Raw genomic sequence first — 17,043 nt, 5'->3', positions numbered from 1 at the left:
CTAGCCCGTCGCGTACGGGTTCTCCTCGCCCTCCGCGAGTACGCCGACGAAGGCGTCGCCCTCGCCCGCGAAGACATAGGCGCCGGCCTCGATCCGGGCGATCAGGCCGCGCGTCCACTCCGCGCCCGCGTCCGCCGAGTGGACCCAGAAGTTCATGACCTCGCCGATGTGGCCCAGCTGCTCCGGGCCGCCCTCGGGGAGGTAGTGCTCGGTGACGGCGGAGCGCCAGGCCGCGAGGTTCTCCAGGCGCTCCCGGAGCAGGGCGACCGCCTCGGCGCGTTCCAGGTCGACGATGAAGCCGATGCCCGCCGAGAGGACGTCCATCTTCTGGTCGTACGAGGTGAGCGAGGCGCGCAGCAGGGCGAAGTACTCCTCGGTGCCGCGCCCCGTGATCTCGTACTCGATGCGCGGCGGGCCGCCCGCGGTGCTCGGGGCCACCTCGTGGGCGAGGAGCATGTCCTGCTTCGCGAGCTGCTTCAGCGCGTGGTAGACGGAGCCGGGCTTGGCGTTGGACCACTCGTGGGCGCCCCAGTACTCCAGGTCGTTGCGGACCTGGTAGCCGTGGGCCCGGCCGTGCTGGCGCACGGCGCCGAGGACCAGCAGCCGGATCGCGGACATGCCCTCCACCTCTCTGGTCAACCCGTCGACCAGCCTAGGGCCTGTCTGACCATTCCCGTCTGCCGGGCGACGCCATGCACGCACTCTCGCCGCACCGGCCCCAGACCCCAGTACATCCAGTACAGGGGTCTGGGGCCGGCACGCCGAGAGCACGCACCTGACGCCGCCCGGCCCGCCCTCCGGGCGGACGACGGGAATGGTCAGACAGGCCCTAGCGGGCGGTGTAGGGCGAGGTCAGAAAGGGAAGACGCTGCGGCCGTGCTGGACGGAGATCCACTTCTGGGTGGTGAACGCGTCCACCGCCGCGTCCCCGTTCATCCGGCCCAGACCGGAGTCCTTCTCGCCGCCGAACGCGATGCCCGGGTCGTCGTGCACGGTGGAGTCGTTGACGTGGAACATGCCGCTGCGGATGCGCTGGGCGAACCGGACGCCCCGGCCGGTGCGCGCGGTGTGCACGGCGCCGCTGAGGCCGTACGGGCTGTCGTTGACGATCCGCACCGCCTCGTCCTCGCCGTCGAAGGGCACCAGCAGCGCGACCGGGCCGAAGATCTCCTGATGCAGCAGCGGGGAGTCCTCGGGCAGCCCGGTGAGCACGGTCGGCTCGACCAGATTGCCGCGCACCCGTCCGTGCACCGGCGCCTCGGCGCCCTCGGCGATCGCCTGGTCGACCAGGGCGGCCAGCGAGTCGGCGTGGAAGGTGTTGATGACCGGGCCGATGCTGGTGTCCGGCTCGCGCGGGTCGCCGGTCTTCAGGGCGGCGACGCGGGCGCAGAACTTCTCGGTGAACTCGGCGGCCACCGGGCGGTCCACCAGGATGCGGTTGGCGGCCATGCAGACCTGGCCGGAGTAGATGAACCGGCTGAAGACGGCGGCGTCGACCGCGTAGTCGATGTCCGCGTCGTCCAGCACCACCAGGGCGCTGTTGCCGCTGAGTTCGAGGATGGTCCGCTTGAAGAGGGCGCCCGCGGTGGCGGCGACATGGCGGCCGACCCGGTCCGATCCGGCGAAGGAGATCACCTGCGGCACGGGGTGCTCGATGAAGGCGTCGCCGATCTCGGCTATGTCGGTGACGACCACGTTGAGCAGCCCGGCCGGCAGCCCGGCCTCCTCGAAGATCCTCGCGACGAGCCCGCCGCCGACGACGGGCGAGTTCTGGTTGGCCTTGACGACGACCGCGTTGCCCAGGGCGAGGGCCGGCGCGACCGACTTCACCGTCACCAGGAGCGGGAAGTTGAAGGGGCTGATGACCCCGACGACCCCGACGGGCAGCCGGTAGAGCAGGTTCTCCCGGCCGTCCGCGGCGGAGGGCAGGATGCGGCCCTCCGGGGAGAGCGCCTGCCGGGCGGCCTCGCGCAGGAACTCCTGGGTGAGGCTCAGCTCGTACGCGGCCTTCGTGCGGGTGCCGCCCAGCTCCTCGATGATCGCGTCGGTGATCTCGTCGGCCAGCTCCTCGGTGACCCGCAACGCGCGCTCCAGGACGTCCCGGCGGCGGTACGGACTGGCCGCCGCCCACTCGCCCTGCGCGCGCTCGGCGGCGCGGTAGGCGCTGTCCACCTCGGCGGCGGTGGCGACGGTGATCGCGGCAAGCTTCTCGCCGTTGTACGGATTGAAATCGATGATGTCCCAGGAGCCGGTGCCCGTCCGCCATTCACCGTCGATGTACTGGCCGGCCAGCTCTTGGAAGAAGGACATGCGATCCCTTAACTCAGGTGCAGACTCCTGTAGGAGTGTCATCGTACTGAAAATTCAGGAGAGTTGGAGAAGTCCTCGGAGCAGGTCACGACTCTCCTCCGGGTCCGGGCACTCCTCGTGGAGACGCGTCATCGCCTTTTCGTACTGGGCGACTTCCTCGTCCTTGTCCAGATAGAGCGCGCTTGTCAGCTGCTCCAAATACACGATGTCCGACAGATCGGATTCCGGGAATCGCAGCATGGTGAACGATCCGCTCTCGCCGGAGTGCCCGCCGAAACTGAACGGCATCACCTGGAGCGTGATGTTCGGCTGTTCCGACATATCGATCAGATGCCGCAATTGCGCCCGCATCACTTCGCGTCCGCCGTACGGGCGGCGCAGCGCCGCCTCGTCCAGTACGGCGTGGAAGCGGGGCGCCCGCTCGGAGACGAGGACCTTCTGCCGTTCCAGACGGAGGGCGACACGGCGGTCGATCTCGGCGGGCGGGGCGCCGCGCATGCCCCGGGAGACGACCGCGTGGGCGTAGTCCTCGGTCTGCAACAGCCCGTGCACGAACTGGACCTCGTAGATCCTGATGAGCGAGGCCGCACCCTCCAGGCCGACGTACGTCTGGAACCAGCCGGGCAGTACGTCCCCGAAACTGTGCCACCAGCCCGCCACGTTGGCCTCGCGGGCCAGGGCGAGCAGGGAGTCGCGCTCCGCCTCGTCCGTGACGCCGTAGAGCGTGAGCAGATCCTCGACGTCCCTGGCCTTGAAGCTCACCCGTCCCAACTCCATGCGGCTGATCTTCGATTCGGAGGCCCGGATCGAGTAGCCGGCCGCCTCGCGCGTGATGCCTCGCGAGTCACGCAGTCTCCTGAGCTGAGAGCCCAGGAGGATGCGCCGCACCACGGACCCACTCGACTCGCCTGCCGCCACTGGTCCCAACCCTCCCCATCGCTTCCTGGCATCGGGGCTCCCCCTGAACCCCAAGTGCCGGATTCTGCCATCAAAACGCTTCGCCCCGTACTCATTCGATTACGGAAATGGGAAGAGCTTGGGAAGACGCCGAAACCGGGACGGGGAAGAAATGAGCAAGAACCGGACGGCGTCGGACAGGTCCGGCGCGTGCACGTGCATCTGCCCTTGCATCTGCTGTGCGCATTCGGAACCATGGAGCCCGCGCACCTGCGTTCTCGTTCGTGTTGTGCCGCTGTCGCCGGTACCGAGTACCGGTCCAGCCGCGATTCCCGGGAGTGCCTCGCATGGGGACGAATGGATCGACGATGCTCGAGCCGTTACGGCAGGGGCTTCCTCCCATCGACCCCTCGGCCGTCTCCGGGTCGGCCACCTGCACCCTGCCACCGCACTACGAAGCGGTCGGCGGCGCGCGGCAGTTCACCCGGTCCACGCTGGGCGGATGGGGGCTGAGCGAGCGCTTCGACGATGTCGCCCTCGTCGTCTCCGAGCTGGTCACCAATGCCCTGCGGCACGCCCTGCCGGCCGACGCCCCGCGCGAGCCCCAGGAGCCGCCCGTACGGCTGCACCTGATGCGCTGGACGTCGCGACTGGTGTGCGCGGTGCGCGATCCCAGTCAGGCGAGCCCGGTCGCCTCCGAGGCGGCGGACTCCGCCGAGTCGGGGCGGGGGCTGTTCCTGGTGGAGTCCTTCAGCGACTGCTGGGGCTGGCACCCCTCCCCCGTACTGACCGCCGAGAGCGCGCCGGGCACGGCGGCTTCCCGAGGCAAGGTCGTCTGGGCTCTGTTCAGACTGACCGACCCGGTGTGAACGGGGGCGGTGCGACCGGCCGGCGCACCGCGTGGCACACCGCCCTGGGGCCGGACACCGCTGGATCGAGCGGGGTTCGGCCCTTTGTGGTGCGTACGGGCCGTCAGCCCACCAGGTGGTCGAACTCGCCGTCCTTCACGCCGAGGAGCAGCGCCTCTATCTCGGCCGGCGTATAGACCAGCGCCGGCCCGTCCGGGTGGCGCGAATTGCGCATCGCCACATCTCCGTCGGGCAGTTTCGCGAACTCCACGCAGGACCCCTGGGAGTTGCTGTGTCTGCTCTTCTGCCAGACGACTCCGCGAAGCTCTGTGGCCGCCATGCCGTTGTACACGTGGTGCACAGGACGCTCCCCGAGTTGCAAGGTGCAAGTGTCAACTGTCCCGGATCATAGCTGTGTTCAATTTCTGGTGCATGAGCGGATGCACAAGCAGATGCACGTGCACGCGGGGTGTCGCCGCGATTACAGGTCCCACAGGCAGAGACGCGTGAACGGCCTCTCAGGCTCCCGATTCCGGGAGTTGACTTCTCGGCGCCCCTTGCGACCCACTGGTAGCTTGGATGGCCATTCGTCTTCCAGGGGGAATTCCACATGTACAAAATCGCACGTACCGGCGCAGTCCTCGCGACCGGTCTGCTGACCGCGCTCGTGCTCACCAGTTGCGGAAGCGACGGCGACAAGGACGACTCGGGCAAGGATTCCGGGTCCAGCGCGAGCCCCACGGCGGGCGGCGGCGGCGACGCGGACAGCGGCACCGGGGGCGGCTCCGCCGGTGACGCGAAGGCGCTGGAGGGCGCCTGGTCGGGCAAGACCGACGACGGCCAGCCGGTGGTGCTGTCCGTGGCCGCCGGGCAGGCCGTCGTCCTCGCCGACGCCCATGTCTGCACGGGCACCGTCTCGGGCGAGGGCAAGCCGGCGCTGGAGCTGAAGTGCGCCGACGGCGACACCACCCGGATCACGGGCGAGGTCGAGTCCAACGACGGCAAGACCGTCGTGGTCGCGTGGGGCAGCGGAACGAAGGACACGCTGAAGAAGACCGACTCGGACGCACTGGAGGGCATCCCCGACATCCCCGGCATGTCGGATCTGCCGACGCCGTGACGCCGTGACGCCGAGGGGGCTTTCCGGGCACGCCCTAGGAGGTCAGGCCCCGCGAGAAGTCCTCCAGCGCGTCGAGGAGCAGGGCCACGTTGTTGCGTACGAGTCCGGCCCCGGCGGGGGGCGGCGCACCGCCCTCCGCCGCCTCCTCCTCGCGCGCCCGCCACTCCGCGTCCCAGCGGTCCAGCGCCTCCCGCACCGGCGTCCAGTCCGGCACCCGCCGCTCCCGCACCGCCTTGGCACCCCGGTCCGTGGCCCGGCGCAGCGCGTCGGCCAGCGCGGCGGCCCCCGGCACGGGCGTGGCCCCGCGGCGCGGGATGTGGGCCTCCAGGAGCATCGCGACCCGGCCGAGTTGGGCCAGGGAGTGCTGGGTGGCGTCGGCGGCGGCGTGCGAGAGGCCCCGGTGGCGCACCGGTTCGTGCCGGGCCGTCGCCACCGCCTCCTGCCAGGCGACCCGGGCCTCGCGGGTGGCGAGCAGGGCGTGCCGCACATCGCCCCGGCCGCGTTCGGCCGGGTCCGCGTACTGGTCCACGACCGCCGCCGCGTACCGGCCGTCCGCCTTCAGCCAGTCGCCGAGCCGGGTCCGCAGGCGCGGGGTCTCCCAGGCCGGGTAGACGGCGTACGAGATCATCGCCAGGAGCCCGCCGGCCAGGGTGAGGAGCACCCGCTCGAACACCGTCTGGCCCAGGTCGTCCCCGGCCATGCCGAGCAGGAAGACGACATAGGCGCCGACGCACGCCTGGGCGACCGCGTAGCCGGTCCGCATCAGCAGGTACATCAGCAGGGCGCAGACCACGGCGAGGGCGGCGAGCGGTCCGGTGCCCGGGTGCGCGGCCTGGACGATCGCGGAGGCGAGGAAGACGCCGACGAGGGTGCCGCCGAACCGGGCGACCGCGCGGGAGTACGTCTGCGAGAACTCCGGCCGCATCACCATCACCGCCGCCAGGGGCGCCCAGTAGCCGTGCCCGAGCGGCAGCAGGCGGCCCAGGAGGTAGCCGACCGCGGCGACGGCGGCGAGCCTGATCGCGTGCCGCAGGATCGGGGAGCCGTGGTGCGCCTCGCGACGCATCGCCCCGATGACGACCGGTGCGAGGCGCAGCAGTCCGGGGCGCGGGTGGTGCTCGGCGGGGAGCCGGCTCTCCTTGATGGCGTCGGCGGCCTCCTCGGCCCCGGCCCGCTCCTCCTTGGTGCCGTCGCCCTCGGCGGCCTCGATGACGTCGGAGAGCAGGGCGGCGAGCCGGTCGGCGGCGCGCAGCGGCGGGCCGGTGAGCAGGGCCCCGGTGTCGGGGGTCTTCAGCGCGGCGACGGCCGGGGCGGGCAGCTTGACCGGGTCGCCCTTGCGGATCGCCCGGGCGGCCGCGTCGAGCAGCGATCCGGCGGCGGCCAGCAGCTCGCGGACGCGGTCGCGCTCGGGGCCCTCGGCGGGCACGCCCATGGCCGGGTCGGCGAGCGAGGCCAGGACCGGCCTGATGCGTTCGGCGACCCCGCGTGAGCCGTGCAGTTCGGCGGGGCGGCGGCGGGCCTCGCGGGCGGTGACGGCGGCGGCCCGGCGCGCGACCATCAGCGGCTCCGGGTCGAAGTGGGCGACCGGGTCGTGGCGCAGCCGCCGGGCGTAGTCGGCCTCGGCGGCCAGCGCGTCGGCGAGCGCGTCGCGCTGGGCGCCCCATCTGCGGATCGGGAAGAGCACGATCAGCGCCGCCTGGACGACCCCGCCGAACATGATCATCGCTCCGTGCAGGGCCGCCTCGGCGACGGAGGTCGGCAGGGTGATGGTGACCAGCATGATCGCGACGTTGGACGCGGCGATGATCCCGCCGGTCGGGCCCGCCGCCCAGGCGAGCCCGGCGAGGAAGGTCCAGACGACCAGGAGGGCCACGAAGAGCAGGAGATGGGTGCCGGTCACATAGCCCACGAAGGTGGACAGGCCGAGACTGATGCCGGAGACCAGGGCGAGGAAAGGGCGGGGGCGCCAGCTGCGCTGGAAGGTGGCGATGGCGGCCTGGAACGCGCCGAACGCGGAGCTGGCGGCGACCACGGGACCGAACAGCGCCAGGCTCACCCCGATGACCAGGGCGAGCCCGGCCGCGCCGCGCACCGCGACCAGGGGTTCGAGGCGCCGCCGCTCGATCTTCAGGCCGGTGCGGGCGGTCTCCTTCAGCGCCCGGAGCCAGCTCATGTGCCGAGCCTAACCGGAATCGCCGTTTTGCCCGAGTTGTGGGGGTTGAGGGCGGGACGCTCAGTTGAAGGTGGGCGCCCAGTTGAAGGCGGGGCTCAGCGCCCGATGCCCCGCGCCTCCCCGCCCATCCGGGCCCGGTCCGCCGCCCGGGTGCCGTGCGTCCAGCCGTCCAGGTCCGTCGCGCCCCTGACCCGGGTGGTCGTGGTGCGGGGGAACATCTGCTCGGCGGCCTCGGTGACGGCCAGGTCGCGGGCGGCGAGGACGGGGAGCAGCGCGGCGCCTCCAGGCGCGGTGCCTCCAGGCGCGCCGCCGTCCGCGTCGCTCTCCGCCTCGGCCGTGGCGCGGGCGGTGCCGTCGGCGAGGCGGCTGCCCAGGCGCTGGGCGTAGGCCATCAGGAAGGACTGCCGGAACGTCTTGGTCCGTTTGCGTCCGCCGGCCCGCTGGCCCGCCTCCGCGCGGGTCATCGCGGCCGTGCCCTGGACGAGCAGTGAGGTGTGGAGCAGTTCGACGGCCTCCAGGTCCGCCTCGAAGCCGATGACCGTGGCGAAGCCGAGGTCGCTGTTCCAGACGGCCTGGCAGCGGTTCGCCGAGGCCACCGCGTCGAGCAGGATCGCCTTGGCCGTCTCGTAGGGGGCGTCCACGCCGATCCGGCAGGCGCCCGGGGCGCGGTCGCCGTGCGTACGGGCGGCGAGCAGGGCCTCGTCGATGCTGTGCCGGGCCATCAGCTCCTGCGCCTTGGTGGTCAGCGCCTCGGCCTCCTCCGGATAGCCGGTCGCCTCCGCCTTCGCGAGCAGGGCGCGGATGCGGGTGAGCATGCGGGGCTCCCCGGCGGCGGGCGGCCGGGTCAGGGCCTCGCGCGCCGCGCCCGGCGGGGGCCCGACGGGCTCGATGGCCGGGAGGGCGAGCAGCAGTCGGCAGAGGGCGAGGAACGCGGAGGCGTACGAGAAGCGGTCGGGCCGGTTCGCGGGCGGTGCGGCGGGCAGCTCGTCCAGCTGGGACCGCCAGCGCGGCGGCAGCTCGTCGTAGCGGCGGACCTCGGAGGCGATGAGCCCGGCGGCCAGGCCCGCCGCGTGCTCGTCCAGGTCGCGGCGGACGAGGCGGACGACGTCGGCGGGGAGCCAGCCGCGCTGCCAGGCCCGGCGGACGAACTCCTCGCCCCGGCGCACCAGCTCCGCGTCGGCCTGCGGGGCGGCGGCGAGCAACGAGGCGCCGGTGTCGAGACCGGCGTCGCCCTCCGTGTAGAGGGCGGCCGCGAACGCCTGGTCGATCACCGATTCCATGAGGTCAGCGTAAGCAGGCCCTGTCCACAGCGGTCTCCACAGGCTGTGGATATCGAACGCGCGCACGAAACACGGGCTCCGGGGCGTTGTCAGTGCCGGGTGCCAGACTCGGCCGTATGACCGAACGCTGGGCGCTGGCCGTCACGGAGGGCGGGGGCGCGCGCCTCGCCCCGCTGGACCGCGTCGGCCGTCCGGCGGGCCCGGTCCTGGCCGAGCCGGACCTCGCGGAGGCGGTCCGCTCCCGGCCGGACGTCACCCGCTGGGTGTGGCGCTCGACGGCCGAGGTCTACCCCCGGCTGCTGGCCGCCGGGGTGCGGGTCGAGCGGGCCTACGACGTGGAGGCGGCCGAGTCCCTGCTCCTCGGGCACGAGGGCCGCCTCGGCGAGCCCCGCTCGGCCGCCGCCGCGCTCGCCCGGCTGCGCGGCGGTCCGGTGCCGCCCGATCCACCGCCCCGCTCGGCGGAGCCCGGCTCCCAGTCCTCCCTGTTCGACCCGCCCGCGGGCCCGGAGCTGCCGTTCGACGCGCTGACCGAGGTGTACGCGGCACAGCTCGCGCGGCACGACGCGACGGACCGGCCGGACCGGATGCGGCTGCTGACGGCCGCCGAGTCGGCGGGGATGCTGGTCGCCGCCGAGATGAACCGGGCGGGCCTGCCCTGGCGGGCCGACGTCCACCGCGAGGTGCTGCGTGAACTGCTCGGCGAGCGGTACGCGGGCGGCGGCGAGCCCCGCCGCCTCGCCGAGCTGGCCGATGAGGTGTCCGCCGCCTTCGGCCGCCGGGTGCGCCCGGATCTCCCGGCCGATGTGGTGCGGGCGTTCGCGCAGGCCGGGATCAAGGTCCGCTCGACGCGCCGCTGGGAGCTGGAGACCCTGGACCACCCGGCGGTCGCGCCGCTCGTCCAGTACAAGAAGCTGTACCGGATCTGGACCGCGCACGGCTGGAGCTGGCTCCAGGACTGGGTGCGCGACGGCCGCTTCCGCCCCGGGTACCAGCCGGGCGGCACGGTCTCCGGGCGCTGGACGACCAACGGCGGCGGGGCGCTCCAGATCCCCAAGGTGATCCGGCGGGCCGTCGTCGCGGACGAGGGGTGGCGCCTGGTCGTCGCGGACGCCGCCCAGATGGAGCCGAGGGTGCTGGCCGCGATCTCCCGGGACCCGGGCCTGATGGAGGTCGCGGGTCATGAGGGCGACCTCTACACCGCGCTGTCCGACCGCGCCTTCCACGGCGACCGCGACCACGCCAAGCTCGCGCTGCTCGGTGCCGTCTACGGGCAGACCTCCGGGGACGGCCTGAAGAATCTGGCGGCCCTGCGCCGCAGGTTCCCGCGCGCGGTCGCCTATGTGGACGACGCCGCGAAGGCGGGCGAGGAGGGTCGTCTCGTACGCACCTGGCTGGGCCGGACCAGTCCGCCGGCGGCCGGGCACGGGGAGGACGAGGAGGCGGGGATCCCGCAGGAGGAGGACGGGGGGCGCGCGGACTTCACACCCGGTTACGCCTCGTCCGACGCGCGGGCGCGCGGCCGGTTCACGCGGAACTTCGTGGTCCAGGGCAGTGCGGCGGAGTGGGCGCTGCTGCTCCTGGCGGCGCTGCGCCGGGCGGTCGCCGTCGCCGGGCTCCGGGCGGAGCTGGTCTTCTTCCAGCACGACGAGGTGATCGTGCACTGCCCGCTCGCGGAGACGGAGGCGGTCGTGGCGGCGCTCCGGGAGGCGGCCGGGGTGGCCGGCCGTACGGCCTTCGGGGAGACACCGGTGCGCTTCCCGTTCACGACGGCGGTGGTGGAGCGCTACTCGGACGCGAAATGAACGGGTGAAACGGCCCGGGACCGAACCCCCTCCGGCCCGGGCCGTGCGCCGTACGCGCCCCGGGGAGAGAGCCCGGGGCGCGTGGGCGCGGCGGTTACGGCCGCCCCCGCCGGTCTGCGTGTCTACCCGCGTTCCCACAACGCGGGGACATTCGGCGGCTCCCAGCCGGTCAGGGCGGTGTGAGCCTGCAGACAGCGGTAGGCGGCCCCGCCGTATGTGACGCGGTCTCCCGCGGTGTAGGCCGTCCCGGCCGCCCAGGTGCCGCCCGGGGTGGTCGGCGGGTCGGTCGGGTCGGTGGGCGGATCGGTCGGGTCCGTGGGGTCCTGGGCGACGTCGAGGACGAAGTCGAAGGTGCCCTCCTTGCCGGAGCCGACCGCCCGGACGTTCATCAGCAGCGCCGCGTCGTACAGCATGTCGGTGCTGTTGCGCGGCTCGCCCGGAAAGTAGAGCTGGGTGGTGAGGATGCCCGAGCCGGGGGCCTGGGCCTTCACATGGATGTGCCGGGTGCGGCCGGGGTAGAGGCCGGGCACGATCGTGGTGAGCGTGAACGCCCCGTTCTGATCCGTGAACTGGTGGCCACGGAAGTTGAATCCGCTCATGTCGTACGCACCGTTGGTGTCGGCCTGCCAGAAGTCGAGCAGCACCCCGGGGATGGGGCGGCACTCGCGCCCGAAGACGTAACCGCTGACGGTGAGCGGGACTCCGGGCGTGGACGAGGTCACCAGGCTGGTGCGGAGCGGGGAGTTGGGCTTGAAGTACGGGCCCTCGATCTGGTCGTGCGTCGGCTCGTCGCCGTCGTCGCAGTCCGGGGTCGGGGCGAGCGGCCGGCCGGTGTTCCCGGCGTCGCGCGCCAGCGCCACCCCGCCGCCCGCGAACAGCGGGACGGCGGTGGCCACGAGCGCCGCCTTGAGGAGGGACTTGCGGCTGATCGCCGGACCGCCTGCTGCCTGGGCGGCGGGCTCGTTGCTCTCGGGGGATGCGGGGGGCATGGCTGACGGACTCCTCGGGATGGTGGGGGAAGGGGCACGTGCGCGGTGCGGGGCCCGGGGCGGTGTCGGTCGCCCCGGGCCGTTCCTCGATCGCCTGAGGGGGTGGTGGTGCGGGGCGGTGTTACACGGCCTGCCAGAGCGCGGGGACGTTCGGCGGGGTCCAGCCGGGCTGGGCCTGGTGGCCCTGGAGGCAGCGGTAGCTCGCCGAGCCGTACGTCACGACGTCACCGGCCGCGTAGGTGGTGCCGGCCGCCCAGCTGCCGCCGGGGTTGGTCGGCGGGTCGGTCGGGTCCGGCGGGGTGGTGGAGCCGTTGGTGACCAGGGTCAGCCCGTACACCTGGAGCGCCGGGTTCAGCGGCTGAAAGTACGTCACCCCGCCCTGCGAGCAGTTGCCGGTGCCGCCGGAGGTGACGCCCTGGGCCTGGCTGCCGGAGATGAACGAGCCGCCGGAGTCGCCGGGTTCGGCACAGACGTTGGTCCGGGTCACCCCGGAGACGGTGCCCTCCTGGTAGGTGACGCTGCTGTTGCGCTGCTGGACCGTGCCGCAGTGCCAGCCGGTGGTGGAGCCGGAGCGGCAGACCGAGGAGCCCTCGATCGCCTCGGTGGAGCCGGTGACCGTCACGTCGCCGTTGCCGTAGCCGTTGACCAGCGGGCGCGGGGTCCAGTTGGTGTTGGTGGCGACCCAGGAGTAGTCGCGGCCGGGGAAGGTGGAGCCCTGGAAGGAGCCCTGGGCCTGCTGGTTGTAGCCGCTGGTGGAGACGCCCGGGGTGCCGCAGTGCCCGGCGCTGACGAAGCCGCCCTGGGTGCCGCGCTTGACGGGGAAGCCGATGGAGCAGCGGCCCGAGCCGTTCATGTAGTACGCGTCGCCGCCGCGCAGGTCCGTGAAGGTGCGGGGCTGCTCGGTGGACGGGGCGACCGTCACCAGGTCGCCGGAGACCCCGGCCTTCGCGAGGAACGCGTCGGCAGCGGAGGCCTTCCCGGCCTGGACGACGACGCGGTTGGTCCGTACGTCGACGTACCAGGCGGGTATGCCCTTCGGCGCGGTGCGCAGCGCGACCGCGTCCAGCGCGGCCTTGGCGGCGTCGAGTTCGGCGAGGCTGTGGTCGACGACCTGGGCGCGGGCGCCCGCCATCGTGATGCGGGCGGCGTCCGAGGCGTCGGTGGTAGCGACTGTCAGGTCCGCGTCGTCACCGCTGACCCGGGCACCGGCGAACCGTTCGCCGAGCGAGTACCGCAGCCCGGCGGTGAGGGCGGCGGCACGTGACTCGCCCGCGATGCGGACGCGGGCCTCGGCGGCGGTGAGTCCGAGGTCCCGCTGCATGGCCTTGAGCAGGCCGGGCGAGAGGTGGGCGGAATCCGCCGCGGGGGTGGGGGCGGTGGAGGCGGGGTCGGCGGACGCGGTGCCGGTCAGACCGGCGAGTGCGAGCGCGCCGACGGCCACGGTGGCGGTACACGCGGCCAGGGCCCGTCTGCGGAGCATGGATCTCTCCACGGAACTCTCCTTGTTCGGGGATCGCTTGGGGGAGGATCGCTTCGGGGGAAGCGGTGCGGGGGAATTCGCCGCCAAGGTAGCCGCGTACACGTCAGCTCCAGGAGATCCCGTCCGCCCCATCGCGTCGCGTTATGGGGCGCCCGGTCCGGGCCCGAACTCCCTTTGTATACGGCGCCCGAGTAGGTTCCCCTCATGCGAATAGGCCGACTGCTGGGCAGTGGACGCAACGCGGACGTGTACGAGCTGGACGAGGCGTGGGTGCTGCGGCGTTACCGCGACGGGATGGACGCCTCCCGGGAACTGCCCGTCATGTCCTACCTGTCCGCCTCCGGCTACCCGGTGCCCCGGCTGGGCCCGCAGCCCCCGTCGGCCGGGCCCGGCGATCTGGTCCTCCAGCGCCTGCACGGGCCGACGATGCTGGAGTCCCTGCTGTCCGGGGCGGTCGGCGCCGAGGAGGGCGCGGAGCTGCTGACCGGGCTCCTCGCCGAGCTGCACACCGTCCCGGCCCGGCTCTCGCCCGACCCCGAGGACCGGGTGCTCCACCTGGACCTGCACCCGGACAACGTGATGATGACGGCGGACGGACCCGTGGTCATCGACTGGAGCAACACCGAGGAGGGCCCGCCCGCCCTGGACCGGGCCATGTCGGCGCTGATCCTGGCGCAGGTGGCGGTGGACCCCGGCCACCCGGCGGCGGACGGGGCCCGGGAGCTGGTGACCGTGCTGGTGCCGCGCCTGGCCGCCGACGACGGCATCCCCGCCCGCCAACTCGCCGACGCGGCCGCCCGGCGCACCCTCAACCCGACGATGAGCCCGGCCGAGAAGGCCCGGATCGGCGAGGCGGCAGCCCTGGTCACCGCGCTGGCGGGCCGGTAGCGCGTCCTACTCCCGCGCACCGGCGAGCTCCACCGGCCGGGTACGCAGGGCGAGCCGGGCGGGCAGTACGGCGAAGACCACCGCGAGCGCCGCACTCACCGCGACCACGAGCCCGACCGCCTCCCACGGCACGACGACCACCGCCGGGACATCGAGCCGGCCGAGCGCTGCCCGTACGCCCAGCAGGTTCAGCGCGGCCACCGCCCCGCCGAGCCCCGCGCCCACCGCGACCACGGCCAGCGCCTCCACCCCGGCCAGCCGCAGCACCTGGGCCTTCGTCGCCCCGGCGAGGCGCAGCACGGCGAAGTCGCGAACCCGGTCCGCGGTGGCCATGACCTGGGTGTTGGCGAGGGCGATCCCCGTGTAGACCAGGGCGATGGCGAGGATCATCAGCAGCCCGGTCCGGGTGGAGCCGCCGCCCGGGGCGAGGGTCGCGGCCCACTGCTCCCGCGTCAGCACCTCGGTGCCGGTGGCCCGCCCGGCCGCGCGCAGCCCGCGCTCGACGGCCTGCCGGTCGGCCCCGGCGCGTACGGCTGTCCCGACGCGGTCGACGGGGGCGCCCGCCGCGTTGCGCGGGGTGAGGTAGACGCCGTTGTCGCCGGTGCCGACGGCGAGCACGGCCGCGATGCGCAGGGTGACCTCGCGGCCGTCGCCGAGCCAGACGCGGACGCGGGCGCCGACCCGGTGGACGGCCCACTCCTCGTTGACGACGATCGAGCGGTCGTCCAGGTCGGCGAACCGTCCGGCGACCACGGGCAGCGCGGACACGGCGGCCTCGTCGGCCGGGTCCACCGCCCGGGCTTCGGAGCGGACGAGGGCGGTGCCCTCTTCGAGGACGGTGACGGAGGTGGTGCGCGAGGCGCTGACCCGGGCGCCTTCGACGCGCCGGACCCGGTCCACGAACTCCCTTGGTATGCCGGCACGTTCGCCCACAGCCACGAAGTCCGCCGTGACCTGGCCGCGCGCCTCCGCCGCCTTGGCCGCGTCGATGGTGGCCTTGGTGCCCATCAGCGAGGCGGCCAGGGCGACGGTGACGAGCACGGGGGCGGCGACGGCGGCCGTCCGGCGCAGCCCGGCCGAGGCGTTCTCCCGGACCAGGAGGCCGGTGGCGCCCGGCAGCCGGGCGGGCAGCGAGGCCAGGAGGCGGATCGCGGGACGGACCAGGACGGGCGCGAACAGGGCGCATCCGGTGATCAGGAGCATCGGCTGCGTGGTGTACGTCTTGCGCTTGAGGAGCCCCGCCGGGTCCTGGACGAGCCCGAGCACCACCAGCACCGCCCCGGTGAGCAGGACGGCGGCGCCCAGCACCACACGGACCGGCGGCATCGTGCCGCTGTCCACGGCGGCGTCGCGCAGGGCCTCGGCCGGGCGGACCCGTCCGGCGCGGTGCGCGGCGGCGACCGCTCCGGCGAGGGCGACGGCGAGGCCGGTCCAGAAGGCGGTGTGCAGCGGCCAGTTCTGATCCCCTATGGCGAACCAGGCCGGAGCCAGGCCCTGTTGGACCATCCAGGACGCGAGCCGGGGCGCCCCGGAGAGCCCCAGCCGGCAGCCCGCCGCCGAGGCGATGACGCCGACGAGCACGGCCTCCGCGTACACCAGGCGGCGCACCTGCCCGGGCGTCGCACCCGCCATGCGCAGCAGGCCGAACTCACGGCGGCGCTGGGCCACGGCGAAGGAGAACGTCGAGGCGACGACGAACACGGAGACGAAGGCGGTGATCCCGGCGGCGGTGCCCAGCAGGGCGTTCACGGAGACCAGGGCCTCGGCGTCCCGGTCCGGGTCGGGGTCGGCCCTGCGCCGGTCGTCGCCCGTGAGGACGTCCAGGCCCGGGCCGACGGCGGCGCGCACGGCGGCCGGGTCGGCGTGCACCACGACGGCGTCGATGTCCGGGGAGAGCCGGGCGGCCTCCGCCTCGCCGAAGAACACCGCGCGCTCGACGGGGGCGGGGCGCACGGTCCCGGTCACCGTCCAACGCCCCTTGCCCGCCGGCGTGGTGAGGGTGATCCGGTCCCCCACGGCCCCCTCCCCCGCCGCGACCACGACCTCGCCGGACGCGGCGGGCGGACGGCCGCAGAGCAACCGGTACGGGGCCGCAGCGGCGACGGGCCAGGGGTGCCCGGCCGCCTCGCCGGACCCGTCCCCCGCCGCCACGGGGAACGTACGGTCCACCGCGGTCCGCCCCAGCCCCGCCAGCCGCTCGGCCACCTCGGCCGGAACGGGCCGGGGATGGGTGAGCTTCTGCGTACGGACGCCGATCGGGGTGCGTACGCGCACCTGGTCCGCGCCCCGCACCACCACCGGCGCGGCGGCGAACCGCTCCGGTGCCTGGTCCGGTCCGGCGAAGGTGGCGGCGAGGGCCAGCCCCGTCGTGGCGATGATCCCCACGCCGAGGGCCAGCGCGAGGAAGGAGCCGGCGAGGGTGACCCAGCGGGTCCGTATGCCCTGAAGGACGAGCTTCAGCACGGGACGGCTCCCATCCGGGTCATCCGGGCCGCGATCTCCTCGGCCGCCGGGGCGTGCAGCTCGTCGCGCACCCTGCCGTCCGCGAGGAACAGCACCCGGTCCGCGTAGGAGGCGGCGACCGGGTCGTGGGTCACCATGATCACGGTCTGGCCGTCGTCCGCCATGGTCCGGAGCAGCGTCAGCACCTCGCGGCCGGTCGTGGAGTCCAGGGCGCCGGTCGGCTCGTCGCCGAACAGGACGTCGGGCCGGGTGACCAGGGCGCGGGCGAGCGCCACCCGCTGCTGCTGGCCGCCCGACAGCTCACCGGGGCGGTGCCCGGCCCGCCCGCCGAGGCCCACCCGGTCCAGGACGCCGAGGACGTCGGCGCGCTTCGGGCGGCGGCCCGCGAGTCTCAGCGGGAGGGCGACGTTCTGTTCGGCGGTGAGGGCGGGGAGCAGGTTGAACGCCTGGAAGACGAAGCCTATGCGGCTGCGGCGGAGGAGGGTCAGCCGGCGTTCGCTCAGCCCGGTCAGCTCCGTGTCGCCGAGGAACACCTGCCCCGCGGTGGGCCGGTCGAGCCCGGCGGTGCACTGGAGCAGGGTGGACTTGCCGGAGCCGGAGGGGCCCATGACGGCGGTGAAGGAGCCCCGGGGGATGTCCAGGCTGATCGCGTCGAGCGCGGTGACGGCACCGGACTTCCCGGCGTAGGACCGGGTGACCGAGCGGAGTCGGACGGCTGCGTGATTCATGCCTTCAGCCAACCGCCGTCGGCCGCCCGGCACATCGCAGCGGTTTCCACTTCTGAGGTGGAGCT

General features: G+C 73.7%; 14 protein-coding genes. 4 read left to right on the top strand and 10 right to left on the bottom strand.

Annotated elements, in window-relative coordinates; genetic code table 11:
• From AMK18_RS22350 to AMK18_RS22340, 3 genes are all read right to left on the bottom strand, one after another.
• Positions 1 to 618: a PadR family transcriptional regulator gene (locus tag AMK18_RS22350; RefSeq protein ID WP_018102231.1), complete on the bottom strand. Its 618-nt coding sequence runs from the start codon at positions 616 to 618 to the stop codon at positions 1 to 3.
• A 234-nt stretch (positions 619 to 852) separates the two neighbouring features.
• Entirely contained in the window at positions 853 to 2,310 is a 1,458-nt protein-coding gene (locus AMK18_RS22345; protein WP_073864144.1) for an aldehyde dehydrogenase family protein, read from the bottom strand.
• 54 nt (positions 2,311 to 2,364) lie between these two features.
• Positions 2,365 to 3,228, bottom strand: a complete 864-nt coding sequence (locus tag AMK18_RS22340; RefSeq protein WP_018102229.1) for a helix-turn-helix domain-containing protein — start codon at positions 3,226 to 3,228, stop codon at positions 2,365 to 2,367.
• Positions 3,229 to 3,575: 347 nt separating this feature from the next.
• Between AMK18_RS22340 and AMK18_RS22335 the strand changes: the two genes are divergently transcribed.
• A complete protein-coding gene (locus tag AMK18_RS22335; RefSeq protein WP_018102228.1) occupies positions 3,576 to 4,076 on the top strand; it encodes an ATP-binding protein in 501 nt (166 codons plus the stop codon).
• A 103-nt stretch (positions 4,077 to 4,179) separates the two neighbouring features.
• Here the strand turns inward: AMK18_RS22335 and AMK18_RS22330 are convergent, their stop codons facing one another.
• Positions 4,180 to 4,416, bottom strand: coding sequence for a DUF397 domain-containing protein (locus AMK18_RS22330; protein ID WP_018102227.1), 237 nt, complete (start codon positions 4,414 to 4,416; stop codon positions 4,180 to 4,182).
• A 249-nt stretch (positions 4,417 to 4,665) separates the two neighbouring features.
• On the opposite strand from AMK18_RS22330, the gene AMK18_RS22325 reads away from it, so the two are divergent.
• Complete coding sequence (locus tag AMK18_RS22325) at positions 4,666 to 5,175, top strand: hypothetical protein (protein WP_073864142.1); 510 nt, start codon at positions 4,666 to 4,668, stop codon at positions 5,173 to 5,175.
• Between the two features lie 34 nt (positions 5,176 to 5,209).
• Here AMK18_RS22325 and AMK18_RS22320 read toward each other — a convergent pair whose 3' ends face one another.
• Together AMK18_RS22320 and AMK18_RS22315 are read right to left on the bottom strand one after the other, a co-directional pair.
• Positions 5,210 to 7,348 carry an FUSC family protein gene (locus AMK18_RS22320; RefSeq protein ID WP_073864141.1) on the bottom strand — a complete coding sequence of 713 codons (2,139 nt, stop codon included), beginning with the start codon at positions 7,346 to 7,348 and terminating at the stop codon, positions 5,210 to 5,212.
• 95 nt (positions 7,349 to 7,443) lie between these two features.
• The gene (locus AMK18_RS22315; RefSeq protein WP_073864139.1) at positions 7,444 to 8,628 is read right to left on the bottom strand and encodes a DUF2786 domain-containing protein; all 1,185 of its coding nucleotides are present in this window, start codon (positions 8,626 to 8,628) and stop codon (positions 7,444 to 7,446) included.
• A gap of 116 nt (positions 8,629 to 8,744) precedes the next feature.
• On the opposite strand from AMK18_RS22315, the gene AMK18_RS22310 reads away from it, so the two are divergent.
• Complete coding sequence (locus AMK18_RS22310) at positions 8,745 to 10,430, top strand: bifunctional 3'-5' exonuclease/DNA polymerase (RefSeq protein WP_073864137.1); 1,686 nt, start codon at positions 8,745 to 8,747, stop codon at positions 10,428 to 10,430.
• Between the two features lie 122 nt (positions 10,431 to 10,552).
• Here AMK18_RS22310 and AMK18_RS22305 read toward each other — a convergent pair whose 3' ends face one another.
• The gene (locus AMK18_RS22305) at positions 10,553 to 11,419 is read right to left on the bottom strand and encodes a dioxygenase family protein (protein WP_018102222.1); all 867 of its coding nucleotides are present in this window, start codon (positions 11,417 to 11,419) and stop codon (positions 10,553 to 10,555) included.
• 121 nt (positions 11,420 to 11,540) lie between these two features.
• Positions 11,541 to 12,899 (bottom strand): alpha-lytic protease prodomain-containing protein, encoded by a 1,359-nt coding sequence (locus tag AMK18_RS22300; RefSeq protein ID WP_073864135.1) that lies wholly within the window; start codon positions 12,897 to 12,899, stop codon positions 11,541 to 11,543.
• A 204-nt stretch (positions 12,900 to 13,103) separates the two neighbouring features.
• Here AMK18_RS22300 and AMK18_RS22295 point away from each other — a divergent pair, with 204 nt between their 5' ends.
• A complete protein-coding gene (locus AMK18_RS22295; protein ID WP_073864133.1) occupies positions 13,104 to 13,787 on the top strand; it encodes a phosphotransferase in 684 nt (227 codons plus the stop codon).
• 6 nt (positions 13,788 to 13,793) lie between these two features.
• Here AMK18_RS22295 and AMK18_RS22290 read toward each other — a convergent pair whose 3' ends face one another.
• Together AMK18_RS22290 and AMK18_RS22285 are read right to left on the bottom strand one after the other, a co-directional pair.
• Positions 13,794 to 16,250, bottom strand: a complete 2,457-nt coding sequence (locus AMK18_RS22290; protein ID WP_073864132.1) for an FtsX-like permease family protein — start codon at positions 16,248 to 16,250, stop codon at positions 13,794 to 13,796.
• Positions 16,244 to 16,978, bottom strand: a complete 735-nt coding sequence (locus AMK18_RS22285) for an ABC transporter ATP-binding protein (protein WP_073864130.1) — start codon at positions 16,976 to 16,978, stop codon at positions 16,244 to 16,246. The genes AMK18_RS22290 and AMK18_RS22285 overlap by 7 nt, the downstream gene beginning before the upstream one ends.
• Positions 16,979 to 17,043 lie beyond the last annotated feature (65 nt).

The sequence above is a fragment of the Streptomyces sp. CB01249 genome, from assembly GCF_001905735.1.
GTDB lineage: Bacteria > Actinomycetota > Actinomycetes > Streptomycetales > Streptomycetaceae > Streptomyces.
The sequence above is the reverse complement of the archived record's forward strand: the minus strand, read 5'-3'. Positions and strand labels throughout refer to the sequence as shown.

What these genes read in the sequence shown, in the direction of transcription:
- AMK18_RS22350 (WP_018102231.1), bottom strand. Translation starts at nt 618, where the DNA reads ATGTCCGCGATCCGGCTGCTGGTCCTCGGCGCCGTGCGCCAGCACGGC.
- AMK18_RS22345 (WP_073864144.1), bottom strand. Translation starts at nt 2,310, where the DNA reads ATGTCCTTCTTCCAAGAGCTGGCCGGCCAGTACATCGACGGTGAATGG.
- AMK18_RS22335 (WP_018102228.1), top strand. Translation starts at nt 3,576, where the DNA reads ATGCTCGAGCCGTTACGGCAGGGGCTTCCTCCCATCGACCCCTCGGCC.
- AMK18_RS22325 (WP_073864142.1), top strand. Translation starts at nt 4,666, where the DNA reads ATGTACAAAATCGCACGTACCGGCGCAGTCCTCGCGACCGGTCTGCTG.
- AMK18_RS22320 (WP_073864141.1), bottom strand. Translation starts at nt 7,348, where the DNA reads ATGAGCTGGCTCCGGGCGCTGAAGGAGACCGCCCGCACCGGCCTGAAG.
- AMK18_RS22315 (WP_073864139.1), bottom strand. Translation starts at nt 8,628, where the DNA reads ATGGAATCGGTGATCGACCAGGCGTTCGCGGCCGCCCTCTACACGGAG.
- AMK18_RS22310 (WP_073864137.1), top strand. Translation starts at nt 8,745, where the DNA reads ATGACCGAACGCTGGGCGCTGGCCGTCACGGAGGGCGGGGGCGCGCGC.
- AMK18_RS22305 (WP_018102222.1), bottom strand. Translation starts at nt 11,419, where the DNA reads ATGCCCCCCGCATCCCCCGAGAGCAACGAGCCCGCCGCCCAGGCAGCA.
- AMK18_RS22300 (WP_073864135.1), bottom strand. Translation starts at nt 12,899, where the DNA reads ATGCTCCGCAGACGGGCCCTGGCCGCGTGTACCGCCACCGTGGCCGTC.
- AMK18_RS22295 (WP_073864133.1), top strand. Translation starts at nt 13,104, where the DNA reads ATGCGAATAGGCCGACTGCTGGGCAGTGGACGCAACGCGGACGTGTAC.
- AMK18_RS22285 (WP_073864130.1), bottom strand. Translation starts at nt 16,978, where the DNA reads ATGAATCACGCAGCCGTCCGACTCCGCTCGGTCACCCGGTCCTACGCC.